The 16539-nt window shown below is 46.8% G+C and carries 13 protein-coding genes; 4 read left to right on the top strand and 9 right to left on the bottom strand.

All coding sequences use genetic code 11. The features are described from left to right. Window positions 1-85: 85 nt before the first annotated feature. Window positions 86-814, bottom strand: a complete 729-nt coding sequence (locus FC82_RS01155) for a GntR family transcriptional regulator (protein ID WP_054759212.1) — start codon at window positions 812-814, stop codon at window positions 86-88. Window positions 815-972: 158 nt separating this feature from the next. Between FC82_RS01155 and FC82_RS01150 the strand changes: the two genes are divergently transcribed. After that, entirely contained in the window at window positions 973-1479 is a 507-nt protein-coding gene (locus FC82_RS01150; RefSeq protein WP_056995982.1) for an aminoacyl-tRNA deacylase, read from the top strand. A gap of 397 nt (window positions 1480-1876) precedes the next feature. On the opposite strand, the gene FC82_RS01145 is transcribed toward FC82_RS01150, so the two are convergent. Continuing rightward, on the bottom strand, window positions 1877-2536 hold the full coding sequence (locus FC82_RS01145) for an HD domain-containing protein (protein ID WP_056995981.1): 660 nt from the start codon (window positions 2534-2536) through the stop codon (window positions 1877-1879). 206 nt (window positions 2537-2742) lie between these two features. On the opposite strand from FC82_RS01145, the gene aroD reads away from it, so the two are divergent. Then, the gene (gene aroD / locus FC82_RS01140; RefSeq protein ID WP_054759214.1) at window positions 2743-3528 is read left to right on the top strand and encodes a type I 3-dehydroquinate dehydratase; all 786 of its coding nucleotides are present in this window, start codon (window positions 2743-2745) and stop codon (window positions 3526-3528) included. Between the two features lie 313 nt (window positions 3529-3841). Further along, entirely contained in the window at window positions 3842-4774 is a 933-nt protein-coding gene (gene rbsK, locus FC82_RS01135; protein ID WP_056995980.1) for a ribokinase, read from the top strand. 194 nt (window positions 4775-4968) lie between these two features. On the opposite strand, the gene FC82_RS01130 is transcribed toward rbsK, so the two are convergent. The 5 genes from FC82_RS01130 to FC82_RS01110 form a co-directional block, all read right to left on the bottom strand. Next, window positions 4969-6810: a VIT1/CCC1 transporter family protein gene (locus tag FC82_RS01130; RefSeq protein WP_054759216.1), complete on the bottom strand. Its 1842-nt coding sequence runs from the start codon at window positions 6808-6810 to the stop codon at window positions 4969-4971. Window positions 6811-7060: 250 nt separating this feature from the next. Beyond that, window positions 7061-7378 carry a hypothetical protein gene (locus FC82_RS01125; RefSeq protein ID WP_153020948.1) on the bottom strand — a complete coding sequence of 106 codons (318 nt, stop codon included), beginning with the start codon at window positions 7376-7378 and terminating at the stop codon, window positions 7061-7063. A 592-nt stretch (window positions 7379-7970) separates the two neighbouring features. Beyond that, complete coding sequence (gene adhE, locus FC82_RS01120) at window positions 7971-10601, bottom strand: bifunctional acetaldehyde-CoA/alcohol dehydrogenase (protein ID WP_082620119.1); 2631 nt, start codon at window positions 10599-10601, stop codon at window positions 7971-7973. 315 nt (window positions 10602-10916) lie between these two features. Then, on the bottom strand, window positions 10917-11441 hold the full coding sequence (locus FC82_RS01115) for a DUF1836 domain-containing protein (protein ID WP_054759221.1): 525 nt from the start codon (window positions 11439-11441) through the stop codon (window positions 10917-10919). 227 nt (window positions 11442-11668) lie between these two features. After that, complete coding sequence (locus FC82_RS01110; RefSeq protein ID WP_054759223.1) at window positions 11669-14002, bottom strand: cation-translocating P-type ATPase; 2334 nt, start codon at window positions 14000-14002, stop codon at window positions 11669-11671. 149 nt (window positions 14003-14151) lie between these two features. Here FC82_RS01110 and FC82_RS01105 point away from each other — a divergent pair, with 149 nt between their 5' ends. Continuing rightward, window positions 14152-15006, top strand: a complete 855-nt coding sequence (locus FC82_RS01105) for an aldo/keto reductase (protein ID WP_056995979.1) — start codon at window positions 14152-14154, stop codon at window positions 15004-15006. A 111-nt stretch (window positions 15007-15117) separates the two neighbouring features. On the opposite strand, the gene FC82_RS01100 is transcribed toward FC82_RS01105, so the two are convergent. Further along, entirely contained in the window at window positions 15118-15543 is a 426-nt protein-coding gene (locus tag FC82_RS01100) for an Hsp20/alpha crystallin family protein (protein WP_054759225.1), read from the bottom strand. Between the two features lie 140 nt (window positions 15544-15683). Beyond that, a complete protein-coding gene (locus FC82_RS01095) occupies window positions 15684-16100 on the bottom strand; it encodes an Hsp20/alpha crystallin family protein (protein WP_056995978.1) in 417 nt (138 codons plus the stop codon). Between the last annotated feature and the right edge of the window lie 439 nt (window positions 16101-16539).

Genomic DNA, 16539 nt, shown 5'->3' with positions numbered 1-16539 from the left:
AGCGACTCTGGGCACAAAAGTCAGACCCGGACTTTTCTGCCCAGAGTCGCTTCTGCCCCGCCCCTTAAACGCCTTGCTCCACACTCTACTCCTCGTCCAACGTCACAAACGTATTATAATTAAAGTAATCATAACGCATCCGCATATTCGACACTTCAAACGGGGTGCCATCATCCAAGAAGAAAATACCTTCCATAATGGAGGTCGGTTCCGTTGGCTTCAGGCCCAACAATTTCTGGTCGTCCGCCGTGGACGGTTCTGCCCTGATTGTCATAAACGACTTGGTAACGACTTTGCTCTGCTCGTCTTCCAAGTAATTAAAAATCGAGCCTGAAACGACTTTTTCTGACAATTCCGGCACGATCTTAATTGGGATGTACCCCTGTTCGATCATGAACGGTTTATCATCAAACAGCCGCAACCGTTTGATCTCGTAAACGAAATCGCCCTGAGACAGGAACAAGTCCTGTTGCAGGTCTTCGCTTGCGGGCACCACTTTAAATGAGAGTAACTTAATACCCTGGGTCTGACCATCGCTTTTAAAGCTGTCGGTAATCCCCAGATTTGTGCCTTCGTAGTGAAAAATGGTCTGGTTTCGCATGTACAGCGGATTAATGAAGGTGCCAGACCCGCGTTTCTTAAAAATAATGCCTTGATTGGCTAAAACGCTAAGTGCCCGCTTGATTGTACTACGGCTTACGTTGTATGCTTCACTTAGGCTTCGCTCATCTGGTAGTCGTTTGTTAGGAAACTGATTGTCGTGGATGCGCGCTTTTAAATCATGCAGCACTTTTCGATAAACTAAATCTTTCATGACTTCTCCTTGCAACCAACTAACTTGATTCTGTAGTTACACCGAGTATAACAGATTTTAACCGTTTCGCCTACATTGAAACGCACTATTAATAAAATTGGTTCTATTCAATAATATATTTGGACTGCACCAAAACTATAGGATAAGGAATTGATACCATGTCAAAAAAGAACAAAAAGTCACGGTTACATAAAACATTGGTCGAACAAATTCTCGACAAAAATAAGATTGCGTATGAACAATTATCCTTCGCGACTCACGAAGAAGGCGATGTTGCGCAAATGGATATTGACGAAAGCACGCTGGATCAGCATACAATCTACAAGACATTGGTCGCATCCGGTAAAGAAACGGGTCCCGTAGTCGGTGTCCTCCCTATTGACACCCATTTGGACCTAAAAAAGTTCGCCAAAGCTTCCGGTAACAAAAAGGTCAGCATGGTGCCGTTAAAAGAACTGGTTAAAACAACCGGTTACGAACACGGCGCCAACACCCCCATCGGCATCTGGGAAAAGTTGAAGTATCCGATCTACTTGGATAACACCGCCAAGGAACAAGGAGAACTGATTGTCTCTTCTGGTCAAATCGGCCGGTCGGTGAAAGTGAACGCCGAAACACTGTGCAAATTGGTTCATGGTGAATTTGTGGATTTGTTGGAAGAATAAGGAATATTAAAAGCCGGGAATTTATAATTCCCGGCTTTTTTAGTTTCTTTGAGACTTTATTTTGAACCGCGTTGTGTTGGGCTAGGCGTCTTTAGCGTCGTTTTCTGCACTGATATCGGTTAAAGACCCGGTCAACTCTTGCGCGTTGCTAACTTGGCGTCTAAACGTGCTCCGAAAGGCAAGGAGTTGCACATAAGCAACTCTGGCACACTCTCTTCGACACAATTATATAGCCTAAAGACCCGGTCAACTCTTGCACGTTGCTAATTTGGCGTCTAAACGTGTTCCGAAAGGCAAGGAGTTGCACATAAGCCGACTCTGGCACAAATTCCAAGTTCGGGAATTTATGCCAGAGTCAGCTTATGCTCCACTCCTTAACCGCCTTTCTCCACACTCTCTACCTCATCCCATTCCACTCGCCCTTAAACGCGTCAAGAAAGTCCAGCATCGTTTGCTGGCGCTTCTTTGCAATCCGTTGGGCCACTGGGGTGTTCATTTGTTCTGCTAACTTTAACAACTTCTCGTAAAAATGGTTGATGATGGTTTCGTTGTTAAGGTTGCGGTATTCTTCCTTAGTCATGTGCTTGCGGGGTGCAATTTGCGGGTCGTAGATTTTCTCGCTGTGATGCCCGCCGTAGTAGATAGCTCGGGTGATGCCAATTGCGCCAATAGCATCCAGCCGGTCAGAATCCTGAACAATCTGGCCTTCCAGCGGTAATGGTTGCTGGTCATCCGTCAGTGTTTTGCTGAAGGACATGTTTTTGATGATAAGCATGATCGTCTCGATCTTTGCTTCCGGCATTTCAACCGACTTTAATAGATCGATAACGTGCTGCTCAGCGTCAGGAACATCGTCAACCAATTTATCGTCAATCACATCGTGCAGGTATGCCGCGGCAAGGGTCAGGACATAGTCAGCTGAAGGTTCTTCCGCCAACAGCATCTTTGCGTTCGTCACGACCCGGTTAATATGGTCCAACCCGTGGCCTGATTTGTCAGCAGCCAGCTGTTGGGTTGCGTACTGTTCAATTGTCGTTAATTGCTCGGTTGCTTCCAATGTATGTCACCTAATTCTTAAATATTATGTTGCGATAGTTTTCCGATTTGATGTTAAAACCGGATTAAATTGTATTATACCACCATGCTGTTTGGCAAATTTCATCTCAGTCGATTTTTCTGAAAACAAGCCCACTTGTACTTTAGGAGGTAAAATGCTATCGTCGTTAATGATAATTAGATTAGATGAGGAGGAGTTCAGTAGTTATGACCCCCGTAACTTTTAAACATTTAACGTTGGGTAACGGCCTGCCTAAGATCTGCGTGCCCATCACTGGCACTGATGTCACCAAAGTCATTGGCCAAGCTGGCGAAGTCGTGTCGTCATCCACCGATTTAGTGGAATGGCGCTTGGATTACCTTAACAACCTCGAAGATTTGGACCAACTCGTGAAAACGGCCAACCGATTAACTGAGATTCTTGGCGAATTACCACTCATTGCCACGTTACGTGACCGAACTGAAGGCGGCAAACGCCAGATTGCAGATACAGACTATCGCGATATTTATACACAGCTTTTAACCAAAACTAAAATCACGGCCATCGATCTTGAATGGCAGCGTGACCCCGATACAATTAAAAATTTGATTGCGTTGGCCGACTCTAACCACGTTCGGACCGTCATCAGTCACCACGAATTCAACCACACACCGGCTGAGACCGACATGGTCAATCAGCTGACCGCCATGGCGCGGACGCACGGCAGCGTGGTGAAATTAGCGGTAATGCCAAAAACCAGCGACGATGTTCTGGCGCTGATGAACGCCACGCACCAAGTGAGTGCTGCCATTGACCAGCCGTTAATCACCATGGCCATGGGTGCACTGGGTGCCGTGACCCGCATTGCCGGCCAAACGTTCAACAGTTGTTTGACCTTTGCTTCGGTCCATAGTCAATCGGCCCCGGGCCAACTCAGTGTGGAACAGACACGTCAAATCTTGACCACCCTTGCGCCAAATATTGAGGGACTGGAAACCAGCCCGTTAACATAGTAGAAGATTTTTTTGCATCAAAATAGATAATCCGTTTCAACAGCCTCTTTTCGGCCACATAAGCGAACGCAGATGGATTCCCATCGGAATTTTAACCGCGGTCGTTTTTTTGCACACATTATCATCTTTTACCCCACTCTCATCGCATTCGACTGGCGTTTCTTCGGTTGAGTCAGTATAATTAATTGTGAATAATCGGTTTAAGGTTGAAATGGCTTACATTATCTGTTATATTATGGAGTGCGAAATACGTAAAACGTTTTACTTACCTTAATCAATTACTGAACAAACATGAAATGAGAGGCTAACTACTATGACCAACCGCGTAACTGTTATTGGAAGCTTAAATGTTGATACGATCCTGGAAATCCCACGTTTACCAAAGCCTGGTGAAACCCTGGCCATGCATAACCAGTCCTTTGCCGGCGGCGGCAAAGGTTCAAACCAGGGCATCGCAGCGGGTCGCGCCGGTGCTGATACCTATTTCATCGGCAAAATTGGCGACGATACCAACGGTAAATTCATGATCAACTCCATGAAAGAATCCGGCATCAACGTTGATCAGGTCACCATCACCAAGGACGCTAAAACCGGTCAAGCTTTCATTTTATTGGATGATAAGGGTCAAAACTCGATTCTCGTTTACGGGGGTGCGAACCAAAAACTTGCCGTTGACGATGTTAAGAACGCGGAAAACACGATTGCCGACAGCGACTTTATCATCACCCAGTTTGAAACCCCATTGGACGTTGCAGAAGCCGCCTTTAAGACTGCAAAAGCCAACGACGTGGTCACCATCCTAAACCCGGCTCCCGCCCGCCAAGCGATTCCTGCCAGCCTGCTCGCTGTAAGCGACCTGGTCGTACCAAACGAGACCGAAAGTCAAACCTTAACCGGCGTTGAAATTACCGATGAGGCCTCGATGGTCAAGGCTGCCGACAAGATGCACGCCATGGGTGCCAAGTGTGTCATCATCACCGTTGGCAGTAAGGGGGCTTTCTACCACACGGCCGATGGCAACACCGGTTTCGTGGACGCGTTCAAGGTCAAAGCCGTAGATACAACCGCTGCTGGCGACACCTTTATTGGGGCATTAAGCTCCCAACTCAAGAAAGATATGAGCAACCTGCCCGAAGCTATTCGGTTCGCAAACCGTGCTTCATCCATCACCGTTCAACGCATGGGGGCACATCCTTCAATTCCAACGCTTGCTGAAATCGAAGCTGCTGATGCGGCTGCTAAATAATTTATGTACACAAAAAGGTACCAGTCACTCAAAGCGAGTGCCTGGTACCTTTTTTTACGATTGATGTGGCGTTCATCGGTCTTGGCCTGTCATCTAAAATTGCACATGATGCCCGTCAAGATAAGGCACCACAATGAAACCGTCCGCGAAACTAGCCCTGTTTCATTGCCAGCCTGTCAAATAGCGTAACCGTTTTAGTTACTCAAACTACTATTCTTAAACGTATCCAGACCAACGTTAGCCGTTGCCAGCTGGGTCTTTGTCGTGGCCGTAGCCTTAAAGCTGACCTTGTCGCCCGCTTGCACGAACTGGTAAATTGGCTTGAAGCTCTTTGATGTGGTATCCATCCGGTAGACGTGGCTATCGCCTTTCAAAATGAACAAGATCTGCTTGTCATCCGGCTTGACCACCCGTTCAACAGTGCCCGAAATCGTCTTCCCCGTCACCTTTGGCGTGGCGGCTGTGGATTTAATACCGGTCCGTTGTTCAAACAGGGCCAGCGTACTCGTTGCATCGTCACCCACAGCGTACGTGCCGCTCTGGTTGTTGCCATCGGCCTGCAGGTAAACGAATTTCATAAACGAGTTATTATCGCGGTCGAGCATGGAAACGACCCAGGTTGGTTTGCCGGAGATCCGGTACAGCAACGGCAGCGTCCCCCTGTAGTCTTGAGGATTAATGTCTTGCTGAGCGTAGGAAATCGCCCGTTCCGGGGTCATGACGTTGCCGTGCTCCTTGTAGTAGTGCATCACGTTGGTGCGCGCGTCAACGAAGGTGTACCCCAAAACAGAGCTTTGGTGGTTATTGATACTCGTCATCCCAGAGAAGTAATAGATTCGCCCTTTGTAAGCGTACGGCGTCAGCTTTTTACCGCCTTCAGTCCCGGCTTCCGTGGGCTTCATGACATCGCTGTGGCCACCAAAACTAGTGGCGTTCCAGAACCCGTGCCGGTACTTGCCGAACATCGTGATTTCTTTAGCAACCAAGTCTGGACTCACCGCAACGTCCACAAACTTCGGCACGTTGTTTGGCGAATAGACCTTCACCTTCCCGGTCACCGTATTCAAAACAGCAACTTTATAATGCCGATAGTCATAGTTCCGGTTAAAGTACGACAGTGGTTTGGCCAGGGTCCGTACATAGTATGGTGTCCCGTTGTTGTCAACTTCCAATTGCGACGTGTTGCCGACCATCGTGTACCCTAAGCTGTGCGCGCTGATCCGGCGGTCGGCGTCGCGGTTAAAGTAGGCGCTGGGCGTGTACCGCATTGGTTTGCTGACAAACTTCGGGTCGGCTTTTTTATCGGTCGCGTTCGTCATGAAGTAACCAGGCACCTTTTGGTAGTGCAGGTAACGCCAGAACCCACCGGTAAACGCAACGGGCGCAACGTAGACCATCTTGCCCTTGTACATTTGAACCCGCATTGAATTTAAATCGTAGACGTTCGAATTCTTAAAACTGTTCAGCGAGTTGTTCATATCCGTTGAAACGGTCTGCGGTGCATTAACCACAGGCTTCTCAGCGTTGTCTTTAATAACCGGCATCGGCGCGGTGTCCGTCGAGTTGTTGATATCGGTTTTAATGGATGCAACTGATGGTTTCGGATTCATTTGCGTAATCACTTGTGAAATACTGCCAACGATGAAGAAGATGACCAGCGCTGCCACGGCAGCCCCAATCATTTTCGTCAACCAGCCGGCGGTGATACCGAACTGCCGTAATAATTTGGTCAGCCAGCTATCCTTGCTAGACGGCGCCCCCTCGTTAACAACACCGTGGGTAAACACAAACCGGCGCAAAACGGCAACGAAAATCAATCCACCAATCAACCACATCAACCAACCATCGATCAGTGATGGGTAAGCCAAATCCGGCAAATTGAAGTAGGTATTGATGTAACTCACAATAAATAACACAACGACGGCAACGATTCCCCATAGTCGCCAGCGTCTGGTACTGACCACCAAATACCAGATAAACGGAATCAGGAGTCCTGACAGTTTAACCAGCGTGATCAAGGCAAAATAACTAAGCATGGTGCCCTCTCTTTCTACAGTTCAACCAATTTGAATCCGGTTTCTCTATAGTGAAAAGTTTACCATACATATCCGGGCTTTCCAGTATTTACACGCATATTAATCATTAGTCTGGAATAACCCCCGCGCGGTTTTACCTGTCACCAGTGCTGAGAGACCCTTTGGTGGCTTGAAGCAACCGCCGCTGCCGCAAACAAAAAGTTCCAAGCGCAAATTCAGAAATTTGCACTTGGAACCTTTTGCTCTTTAATCATTGAACGCTTGCTGCGTAGGTATCCAACAGCGTTGCAATCTCCTTTATGACCGCCACGACATCGACTGGTGAGTCTGATAATACCCCGTTTACCAGAACTCGAATCATCTGTTGCTTATCTGTCACTTCAAAATGATATTCCTTTAAAAAGTGATCCACTAAATACTCAGCGGTCTCCTTTCGATCTTCCATGACTGGATAGGCTTCTGGATGATCGGACGCGTTGACCCACATTGCGTACGTCTCTAAATTACGGCACACGTGGGATATAAAATTTTTATCTTCCGGGGTTAATAAGTAAATTGCATCAGCCACAATTAACCACCACTCTCAATATATTTTAATCGTTCTCTAATCTTTCTTTATTTTAACACACTTCGACAGCTGTTCAACCAATTTGCCCATACTTTGTAAAAAGATTAACAAACCGTTGCTTCCTCACACGACACCTGTCAATCGAAGCGGTTATCCTAAAAACCACGGTAATAGTATACCGTATCTCACACCGTCTTGTCACTAAATACCACCATCTCTTAGGAAGAATGTTACTTTTAGCCAAATTAGAGAAACTGTAAAACCGATTCACTAACACCAATAACGACAATCTCCACGTTATTGCATAAATTTTGCCTAAACAAAATCATTATTTATTTCTAAATTAATTTTCTCATCAAATAGTGAAAAATGTGTAACTGTTCTGTGAATTAAGTGTGACTTTTTGAGACAAAGTGGCAATTATGGCTGGCTTGAATGACGCTTCGTCACCCAATTTCGGTATCGTACCACGATTAGCCTATCAACATTGAGTTGGGTGGCATGCTGTCCCGCGATACGACATCCCGCACACGCCCCAACACACAAAAAAACCACCCCGTCATTTGCGCAGGAGTGGTTTCTAAAAAACTATTTATTTTTCAACGCCTTTACCGTCGTATTCATCAATCATGATCTGACGCAGTTCACCGATCAATGGTTCTTTAGGGTTGGCAGTCGTGCATTGGTCTTCGTAAGCAAGTTCGGCAAGTTTGTCGACTGAGGCATCAAAGTGCTTCTTGTCAACGCCGTTAGCCTTTAAGCTCAAGGTCGTGTCAACGGAGTGCGCAAGGTCAATAATCTTGTTGACCAAGGCTTCTTTGAGTTCTTCCTTGTTTTTGCCAGTCAAACCGATGTAACGGGCAATCTCAGCGTAGTCTTCGTCAGCACGGAAGTATTCGTACTTAGGCCACATTGTGAGTTTGCGAGGTTCCTTAAAGTTGTAACGGATAACATGTGGAAGGGTGATGGCAATGGCTAAACCATGAGGTAAGCCGAATTCGCCACCCAGTTTGTGCGCGATGGAGTGGTCAACACCCAAGAAGGCATTGGCAAAGGCCATCCCAGCTAAAGTAGCCGCATTGTGCATCTTTTCACGGGCGTCAATATCGCCGTTGTAAGATGCGGTCAAGTTTTCAAATACCAGCTTGATTGCTTGCAGTGACAATGGCCGGGTGTAGTCGGACGCCATGTTTGAAACGAATGATTCGATGGCGTGAGTTAAGGTGTCCAAGCCAGAGTAGGCAACGGTCTTCTTTGGCACCGTTTCAACGAATTGAGAGTCAACGATGGCAACGTCTGGAGTCAATGCGTAATCGGCCAGTGGATACTTCACGTGCGTTGCTGAGTCAGTGATAACGGCGAATGGTGTTACTTCTGAACCAGTCCCTGAAGTGGTTGGGATAGCAACGAATTGCGCCTTAGCTGGCTTTTCTAACTGGTAAGTCCGTTTCCGGATATCCAAGAACTTCTGCTTTGCGCCGAAGAAACTTGCATCTGGATGCTCGTAGAATAACCACATTCCCTTGGCAGCATCCATTGGAGAACCGCCACCCAGTGCGATGATCGTGTCTGGGTTGAAGTTATTCATCTGTTCAGTCCCTTTTTCGACCGTGTCAGTCGTTGGGTCCGATTCAGTTACTGAGAATAACTGGTACTGGATTTCGTTTGAACGCCGCTTCAATTCACCAAGCACCTTGTCAACGTAACCGTGGGAAATCATGGCAGGTGAAGCCACGATGAACACGCGTTGAACACCAGGCATTGAGTTGAGGTAACGTACTGAAGTCTTTTCAAAGTATACTCGAGGTAATTTAATCCATTGCATATTGTTCCGCCGCTTTGCGATTGTTTTGATGTTTAACAGGTCAAATGATGAGACGTTGTGGGAAATAGAGTTCTTGCCCCATGAACCAGTCCCAAGGGTCAGTGAAGGAATCATTTCGTTGTAAATGTTACCGATCCCGCCGATAGCTGATGGTGTGTTGACCAAGACCCGGCTGGCCTTCATTTTAATGCCAAACTCAGTAGCTAAATCGTCGTCCATGGTGTGGATGGCTGCGGTGTGACCAAGACCGCCGAAGTGGAGCAGGTCATTACAGATGCTGAAGCCTTCTTTGTGATCAGCTGACTTGAAGATTGAGATCACTGGGCAAAGTTTTTCAGCTGACAACCAATTCTTAGGGCCAACCACATTGATTTCAGCGGCCAAAACTTTGGTGTCTTCTGGTACGTCGATACCGGCCATCTTAGCAATAGCTACGGCTGACATCCCAGGAATCGGTCCTTTAACACCGCCGCGTTTTTCGTCAAACATTGCTTCGGCGAGGGCTTTTTGCTGGTTCTTCTTAATGAAGAAGACTTTGCGGTCCTGCATTTCTTTTTTGACGTCGTCATAGATATCAGCATCGATAACGGCGCTGTTTTCTGAGGCACAAACCATCCCGTTGTCAAACGTCTTTGAAAGGACGATATCGTTAACAGCACGCTTGATGTTAGCGGTCTTTTCGATGTAAGCTGGACCGTTACCAGGGCCAACACCCAAAGCCGGTTTCCCAGTTGAGTAAGCCGCTTTGACCATGCCGGGACCACCAGTTGCCAATACTGAGGCAACCATTGGATGGTTCATCAGAGCGCTGGTAGCTTCCAAACTTGGTTTGTCGATCCACTGAATAACGCCTTCTGGGGCGCCGGCAGCAACGGCGGCATCGCGAACGATCCGGGCTGCTTCAACGGACGATTTTTGAGCTTGCGGGTGGAAACCAAAGATAATTGGGTTCCGCGTCTTAACGGCAATTAATGATTTGAATAAAGTAGTAGAAGTTGGGTTGGTAACTGGGGTGACCCCGGCTAAGATGCCCAGTGGTTCAGCAACTGTAATCATTTGACGTTCGCGGTCATCGTTGATAATACCGACCGTTTTGTCATTCTTGATGCTGTTCCAAATTTCTTCGGTAGCGAACATGTTCTTAATGGCTTTGTCTTCGGTAACCCCACGGCCAGTTTCTTCAAAAGCTAACTTGGCGAGTTTCATGTGGTTGTCCAGACCGGCAATTGCCATTTGGTGGACAATGTGGTCCACTTTTTCTTGAGAAAAATCATCCATGGCACAAAGTGCATCGTGTGCGTTGGCGGTCAACCGGTCGATCATCTGATCTACGGTCTCTTCTTTAGTAGTCTTAGTAGTAGTTTTTTGGTTTTTGTCTTGGTTCATTTCTTTTAACATTTTCCGACCTCCGTCATGAAAACTTGTTTGTTATCTCTTTCACATGTATTACTATAACACCTATTTTTTTAATGTAAACAGTTTTGATAAAACTTTTTTTGTCATTTGCTCATCGATGTTCAATACTGCTATATCAGCAGTTACATCACTTTCATAGAAAAACAGGCAATGAAAGCGCTTTTATTTTCTTATTGTGAACCTAAATACGAAGTCAAAAAATATTTTCATAAATGCCGATTTTTATTTTCATTTTCAACATATAAAAAGACCCATCTAACTGTGGAATTAGTTGGGTCTTACTTTAACCTGATTTACTTAGATTTTCTTTACGCGTCGAACCGGTTTTTGAATCATGGTCAGCAACTTCTCAGATTGAATCCGGCTGATCACGGCGTCAATGGCTACCTGCATGAGTTTTTCGTTCAGCGTGGTTGCCGTTTTGACGTCGTGCTGCTCACCGATATGTGCCAGCGCATCGTTTAAGGCATCGACAAAGTTGTCATAAGCCTGTTTGGGAAAATCCCCCGCCGTGACCTGATCGATGCCGTTTCGAATTGTATCCGTGCTAAAGAGCGGCTTCAGCAGACCGATCAACAGCAAATCAGCCAGGTGCATTGTCTGATACTTTTTCTTCACCGGGGACAAAATCACCTGGTGTTTGACGTAATTGTTGATCATCGCTGGTGTCATCGGGTCAATGCCAAGCGGCCCCAACGCATCATTAATAAAAGCAATCACCTGATCCATGTACAAATCAAATTTCGGCAATTCGCTCCAGTGCGGTAGCCGCAGCCCGCGAATCTGATTTTCCCAACGATGATACTGATCAAACTCTGCCATGTCTGTCACCCTTCCTGCATCCCTTTTGTTTCGTTGTCTTAATGATAACACGACAATCTAGTTTTTGAAACTAGATAATACAAAGTAGTGACTATTTCGTTAGAATTCAATACTAAGAGTGCGACAGGCGACTTTGCTGATCCTATATGATCTGCATAGTCACCTTATGGTAGTTGGGATTGGCTAACGAAAGGCTTCATGTTCAACCCCAAACGGCAAATGCTCAGTCACCGCCACCGGATTCGGCTAAATAGCCGTTTCCCAAGCAGTTCCTGAACCACATAAAAGAACGGGTAGACTGACACCAGCAACGGTAAGTAAAACATTGCCAGACGGAAGTTAAAGATGGAGGACAGTGAGAACAGGTGACCCAAGAAGACAAAGACCAGGATGAAGCACGTCAGCATGATGACCACAAGTCCGATCTTCATCCGGTTAAGCGGCCGTGCGCACATCAGCAGGGCCATGAAGCCAACCGCCCCAGTCATCATGACACTCAGCGTTGACGTTTGCACGTACGGCATCTGCAGTTGCACGCCGCCGACCAGAAACACAAACATGATGTAAGAAACAATACAGATGGCTGCTGGGGCTGCAATGACCATGACCTGTTTCATAAACTGACCACTTAACCGTTCATGATTGGGTTCCAGCGCTAGGAAGAACGACGGAATGCCCACCGTAAACATGGAAATCGGTGTCAGTTGAATCGGTTGAAACGGATAGCTGCTGGCCATGAAGACAAAAATGAGGCTCAGTGCCACCGAATACATCGTTTTGATCAGGTACAACGCGGCGACCCGTTCAATGTTGTTGACGACTCGCCGGCCCTCGTTCAAAACGTTGAGCATGGCGTCAAAGTTGGAATCAATCAGCACAAAGTCCGCGATACTCTTAGTTGCTTCGCTTCCGCTGGCCATGGCAATACCACAGTCTGCTTGGCGCAACGCTAAGATGTCGTTGACACCATCGCCGGTCATGGCAACCGTGTGGTCAGCCCGCTGCCAAGCCTTGACGAGTTCCCGTTTCTGAGTGGGCGTCACGCGGCCGAAAACAGTGTAAGTTGCGGCTAAATGATCGTAGTCGATGGGCGCTTCCAGCGTGCTCATGTCGACGAGGTGTTCACAACCAGCGATACCGGCGCGACTGGCAATGCTGGCCACCGTGGTGGGATTATCACCGGAAATGACCTTTAAAGCGACATCCTGATTGGCAAAGTAAGCAAACGTGTTCGTGGCATTCTCACGCAATTCATCCGTGATGAGTACCAAGCCCATTGGTGTCACAGTACCGAGATCATCCGCCGTTAGTTGACTAACCCGAGCAACGAACAATACCCGATACCCTTCTGATGCGTATTTGTGCACCCGTTTTTGCAGTTCCGGATCCGGTTCCGGCAAAATAAATTCCGGTGCCCCCAGTACGTACGCGCCAGTGTCAAACTCCGCTCCGCTCCACTTTCGTGCTGAGGAGAACGGCATCACTTTGCTGGCCGTCCAATTGGGGTTCGGCCAGGCATCTTTCAACGCCGTTGCGGTTTCATTTTCGTCACCAATGGCGTGAATCAGACCGCTGGTGACCGTTTGTAAGTCATCCGAAGTAGTGTTGCCAAGTGGGACCACCTGATCAAACTTTAGTTTGCCGCTGGTAATAGTCCCCGTTTTATCCAAGCAAAGAACGTCCACACGGGCCAAGCCTTCGATTGCGGGCAGTTCGCGCACTAGGACATGACGCCGGGCGAGATTCATGGCGGAAACAGCAAGGGACACAGAGGTCAGCAAGACAAGTCCTTCAGGAATCATCCCCACCATTCCGGCAACTGTCCCTAAAATAGCGGCATTCAGTGAATTGCCGTTGACCATCTTGGAAATGAACAGCGCTGCACCAAGAGGAACGATGACGATGGTTAGAATTTTAATAATGCGATTAATTGTATCAAGAAGTTGGCTGTGGCTGGCGTGCTCTGTTTTGACTTCACTAGATAGTTCACGAATGAAACTGGTGCGGCCGACCCCGGTCACCTGAGCGACGGCTTGGCCGCTGACCAGAAAGCTTCCCGACGTCAGCGGGTCGCCCACCTGCTTGGCAATCGGTGTGGACTCACCCGTGATCTGTGACTCATCAACTTCAAGCCCCTGAGTGGAAACAATATGGGCGTCCACCGGCAGCTGATCACCACGAGAAAGCATAATCAGGTCATCCTTGACAATGGCGTCTTGGTGGACCCGAATGAGCTTACCCTCGCGTTTTAATTGATACGTGGCTTCCGACAAAAAACTCATTTTATCGATTTGCCGTTTGGAACGAATTTCCTGAAAGATACCGATGGCAGTGTTGAAAAACGCCACCCCTAAGAACAGCATATTCTTATAGCTGCCCGTAAAGAACACTAAGGCCGCCAGTAAAACATTAATTAAGTTAAACCAGGTCAGCAGATTATCACTGAAGATGCGTTTCACTGACCGGGTCAACGAGGGCGCCGGGTCATTTTGCTGACCAGCAGCGATTCGTTGCTGTACATCTGTGTTCGTTAAACCCGTTTCTAAATTCGTGGGTGTCATCCCAGCGCCTCCTCGTCCATTATTCGCTACTTATATTGTAACTAAATTTCCCACAATCTGGCGGAAATATGCTGTCGTCTTAAATAAAAGCCAAGAAATGAAAGCGGTTTGCTATAATGGGTAGGAAGAACCAAATGGAGGATGACCTTATGACAGCAGAATTAGACACAATTAAACTCGCCGACGGGACAAAAATGCCCACTGTCGGTTTAGGCACTTACTTGATCAATACCCCGGAACTGATGGATACCAGCATTAAAGCCGCATACGAGGCCGGCTACCGACTCTTTGATACGGCACAACTCTACCGCAACGAAGACCTGCTTGGTGATACGTTAACTAAGTTGGGAATTGCCCGCGACCAGATTTTTATCACTTCAAAGGTCGCTGAAATCAGTCAAGGATACGATAACGCGATTGCCAGCATCGATGATTCATTGACCCGGCTAAAGACCCCCTACCTGGACCTCGTTCTGGTGCACTGGCCGGTCCACGAGCACTTTTTTGAGACCTGGAAGGCGCTTGAACAACTTAAAAAAGATGGTAAAGTGCGGTCGATTGGGGTCGCCAACTTTGAAATGTCGCACCTCGAATTGTTAAAAACGCAAGCTGAAGAGATGCCCGTAGTCAACCAAGTCGAATGCCACCCCTACATGAGCCAGAAACCGCTCGTTCAATTCGACAAGGAAAACGACATCGTGACGCAGGCTTGGAGTCCACTGGGTCACGGCGCTGTATTGGATGATCCAATGCTTAAAAAGATGGCGGCCCACCATAACGTGTCGGTGGCACAGCTGGTTTTACGCTGGCACACCATGAATGGTCTGGCAGTGGTGCCGAAGTCAGCTAACCCTGAACGAATCAAAGAAAACTACCAGTTAGACTTTGATTTGACGGAAGACGAGGTCGACATGATCAACATCATGAACCGCAACCAGCGAACTGGCCGGGAACCGGAACTCGTTTATGAACTTGGAAAACAGTATAAGTTGCGAAAGCATTAGGACACGACGAATAAAGTGTCGACAAAAAGCGCCCGGCGAAATCGTCGGGCGCTTTTGTGTGTCTTAGTTTAGGTTAGATGAGTGTGTTACTTGTTGATTAGCGGATAGTGATTAGTCAATCTCAATGTGGTGGGTGTCGGCCTTATCTTCAGTCACCTTTGGTAAAGTCAAGGTTAAGATACCGCCATCGTACGTTGCCTTGACGTTATCTTGGTCAACACCTGGCAGATAGAAACTGCGGGTGATGTTACTGGAGCTGCGTTCTTGACGTAAGACACGGCCATCCTCATCCTTGTCTTCCTTGGCAACATCATGGGAGGCGTTGATTCTTAACGTATCATCACGGTAGTCAAGGTGAATGCCTTCCTTCTTGAAACCAGGAAGTTCAGCCTTAACTTCGTAGTCCTTATCAGTTTCGTTAATGTCAGTCTTCATCGTGGTATTGCCGTTGAAGAAGTTGCGACCAAAGTTGCCCATTTCGTTAAAGATGTTCATTGGATCAAAATCATTGTTTCTGTTGATTAAATAACGTGCCATAATTAAAACCCCTTTTGTAGTTAGTTTATTTTGTAGTTAGTTTATTTTTTAGCATTCTAACATTTAGAGTGCTAATACAAGTCAAAGTTTAACCAAGCCCCATACTAAATGAGGGCCTGTTTGTCAGTTAGCGTTAGTCCTTAGTTAATATCAATGTGGTGACTGTCTTCTGCTTCCGGTGCCTGCTTTGGCAACGTCAGTTTGAGAATTCCGCCATCGTATGTTGCTGAAATTTTGCTTGCATCAGCGCCTGGCAGATAGAAACTACGGCTGATATTGGATGAGCTGCGTTCCTGACGAAGGACCCGACCCTTTTCATCCTTGTGTTCCTTGGTCAAATCGTGGTTTGCGTTGACCCGCAATGTGTCGTTGTTGTAATCAACGTGAATGCCGTCCTTCTTAAATCCTGGCAGTTCAGCCTTCACTTGATAATCATTGTCAGTTTCCTTAATGTCAGTCTTCATTGTGGTACTGCCCCCAAAGAAGTCCTGGTCGAAGCCGTCAAAAACGTCCATTGGATCAAATACAGTGTTCTCATTTGGTAAATAACGCATCATGTTAAAAACCCCTTTCAGAATCTTCATCTAGGTTCGGTTAGATGTTGGTGATGACCCTTATCTAACCTTGCAAGATATATAATAGTCAGTATTGGTCAAAGTTTCAAGTATTTAGCACTCTTTTATCGAGAGTGCTAAAACTGTTTTTGTTAAATGTGCCTTTAATCATTGATATGACAGGGACTTACGATGTTAAAAAAGTTATTAAAAATGTTTAAAGTGATGGGATTTGCTTTGTTTTAGTTTTAAAGGTCAAATTTTATATACACAGTGATATGAATATGTGTATATTGTTTTTGCATCTTGGTTAATTTTAATTTGAGGCATTAATTTGGCCTGCTGGTACAGGTGAAACGCGCAAATAAGGGCAGCCCTCGGCCGTATAAGCAAAATAATAACTAGGTCCCAAGTTCGGGGACTTATCGTTATTTTGCGTGGT

Source organism: Secundilactobacillus collinoides DSM 20515 = JCM 1123 (assembly GCF_001435975.1).
GTDB classification, from domain to species: Bacteria; Bacillota; Bacilli; order Lactobacillales; family Lactobacillaceae; genus Secundilactobacillus; species Secundilactobacillus collinoides.
Note: the sequence above shows the minus strand (reverse complement) of the source record. Positions and strands in the feature narration are given on the sequence as shown.

Coding starts and splice junctions, on each gene's coding strand:
- adhE (WP_082620119.1), bottom strand. CDS start 10,601: ATGTTAAAAGAAATGAACCAAGACAAAAACCAAAAAACTACTACTAAG.
- rbsK (WP_056995980.1), top strand. CDS start 3,842: ATGACCAACCGCGTAACTGTTATTGGAAGCTTAAATGTTGATACGATC.
- FC82_RS01105 (WP_056995979.1), top strand. CDS start 14,152: ATGACAGCAGAATTAGACACAATTAAACTCGCCGACGGGACAAAAATG.
- FC82_RS01115 (WP_054759221.1), bottom strand. CDS start 11,441: ATGGCAGAGTTTGATCAGTATCATCGTTGGGAAAATCAGATTCGCGGG.
- FC82_RS01110 (WP_054759223.1), bottom strand. CDS start 14,002: ATGACACCCACGAATTTAGAAACGGGTTTAACGAACACAGATGTACAG.
- FC82_RS01100 (WP_054759225.1), bottom strand. CDS start 15,543: ATGGCACGTTATTTAATCAACAGAAACAATGATTTTGATCCAATGAAC.
- FC82_RS01155 (WP_054759212.1), bottom strand. CDS start 814: ATGAAAGATTTAGTTTATCGAAAAGTGCTGCATGATTTAAAAGCGCGC.
- FC82_RS01095 (WP_056995978.1), bottom strand. CDS start 16,100: ATGATGCGTTATTTACCAAATGAGAACACTGTATTTGATCCAATGGAC.
- FC82_RS01130 (WP_054759216.1), bottom strand. CDS start 6,810: ATGCTTAGTTATTTTGCCTTGATCACGCTGGTTAAACTGTCAGGACTC.
- aroD (WP_054759214.1), top strand. CDS start 2,743: ATGACCCCCGTAACTTTTAAACATTTAACGTTGGGTAACGGCCTGCCT.
- FC82_RS01150 (WP_056995982.1), top strand. CDS start 973: ATGTCAAAAAAGAACAAAAAGTCACGGTTACATAAAACATTGGTCGAA.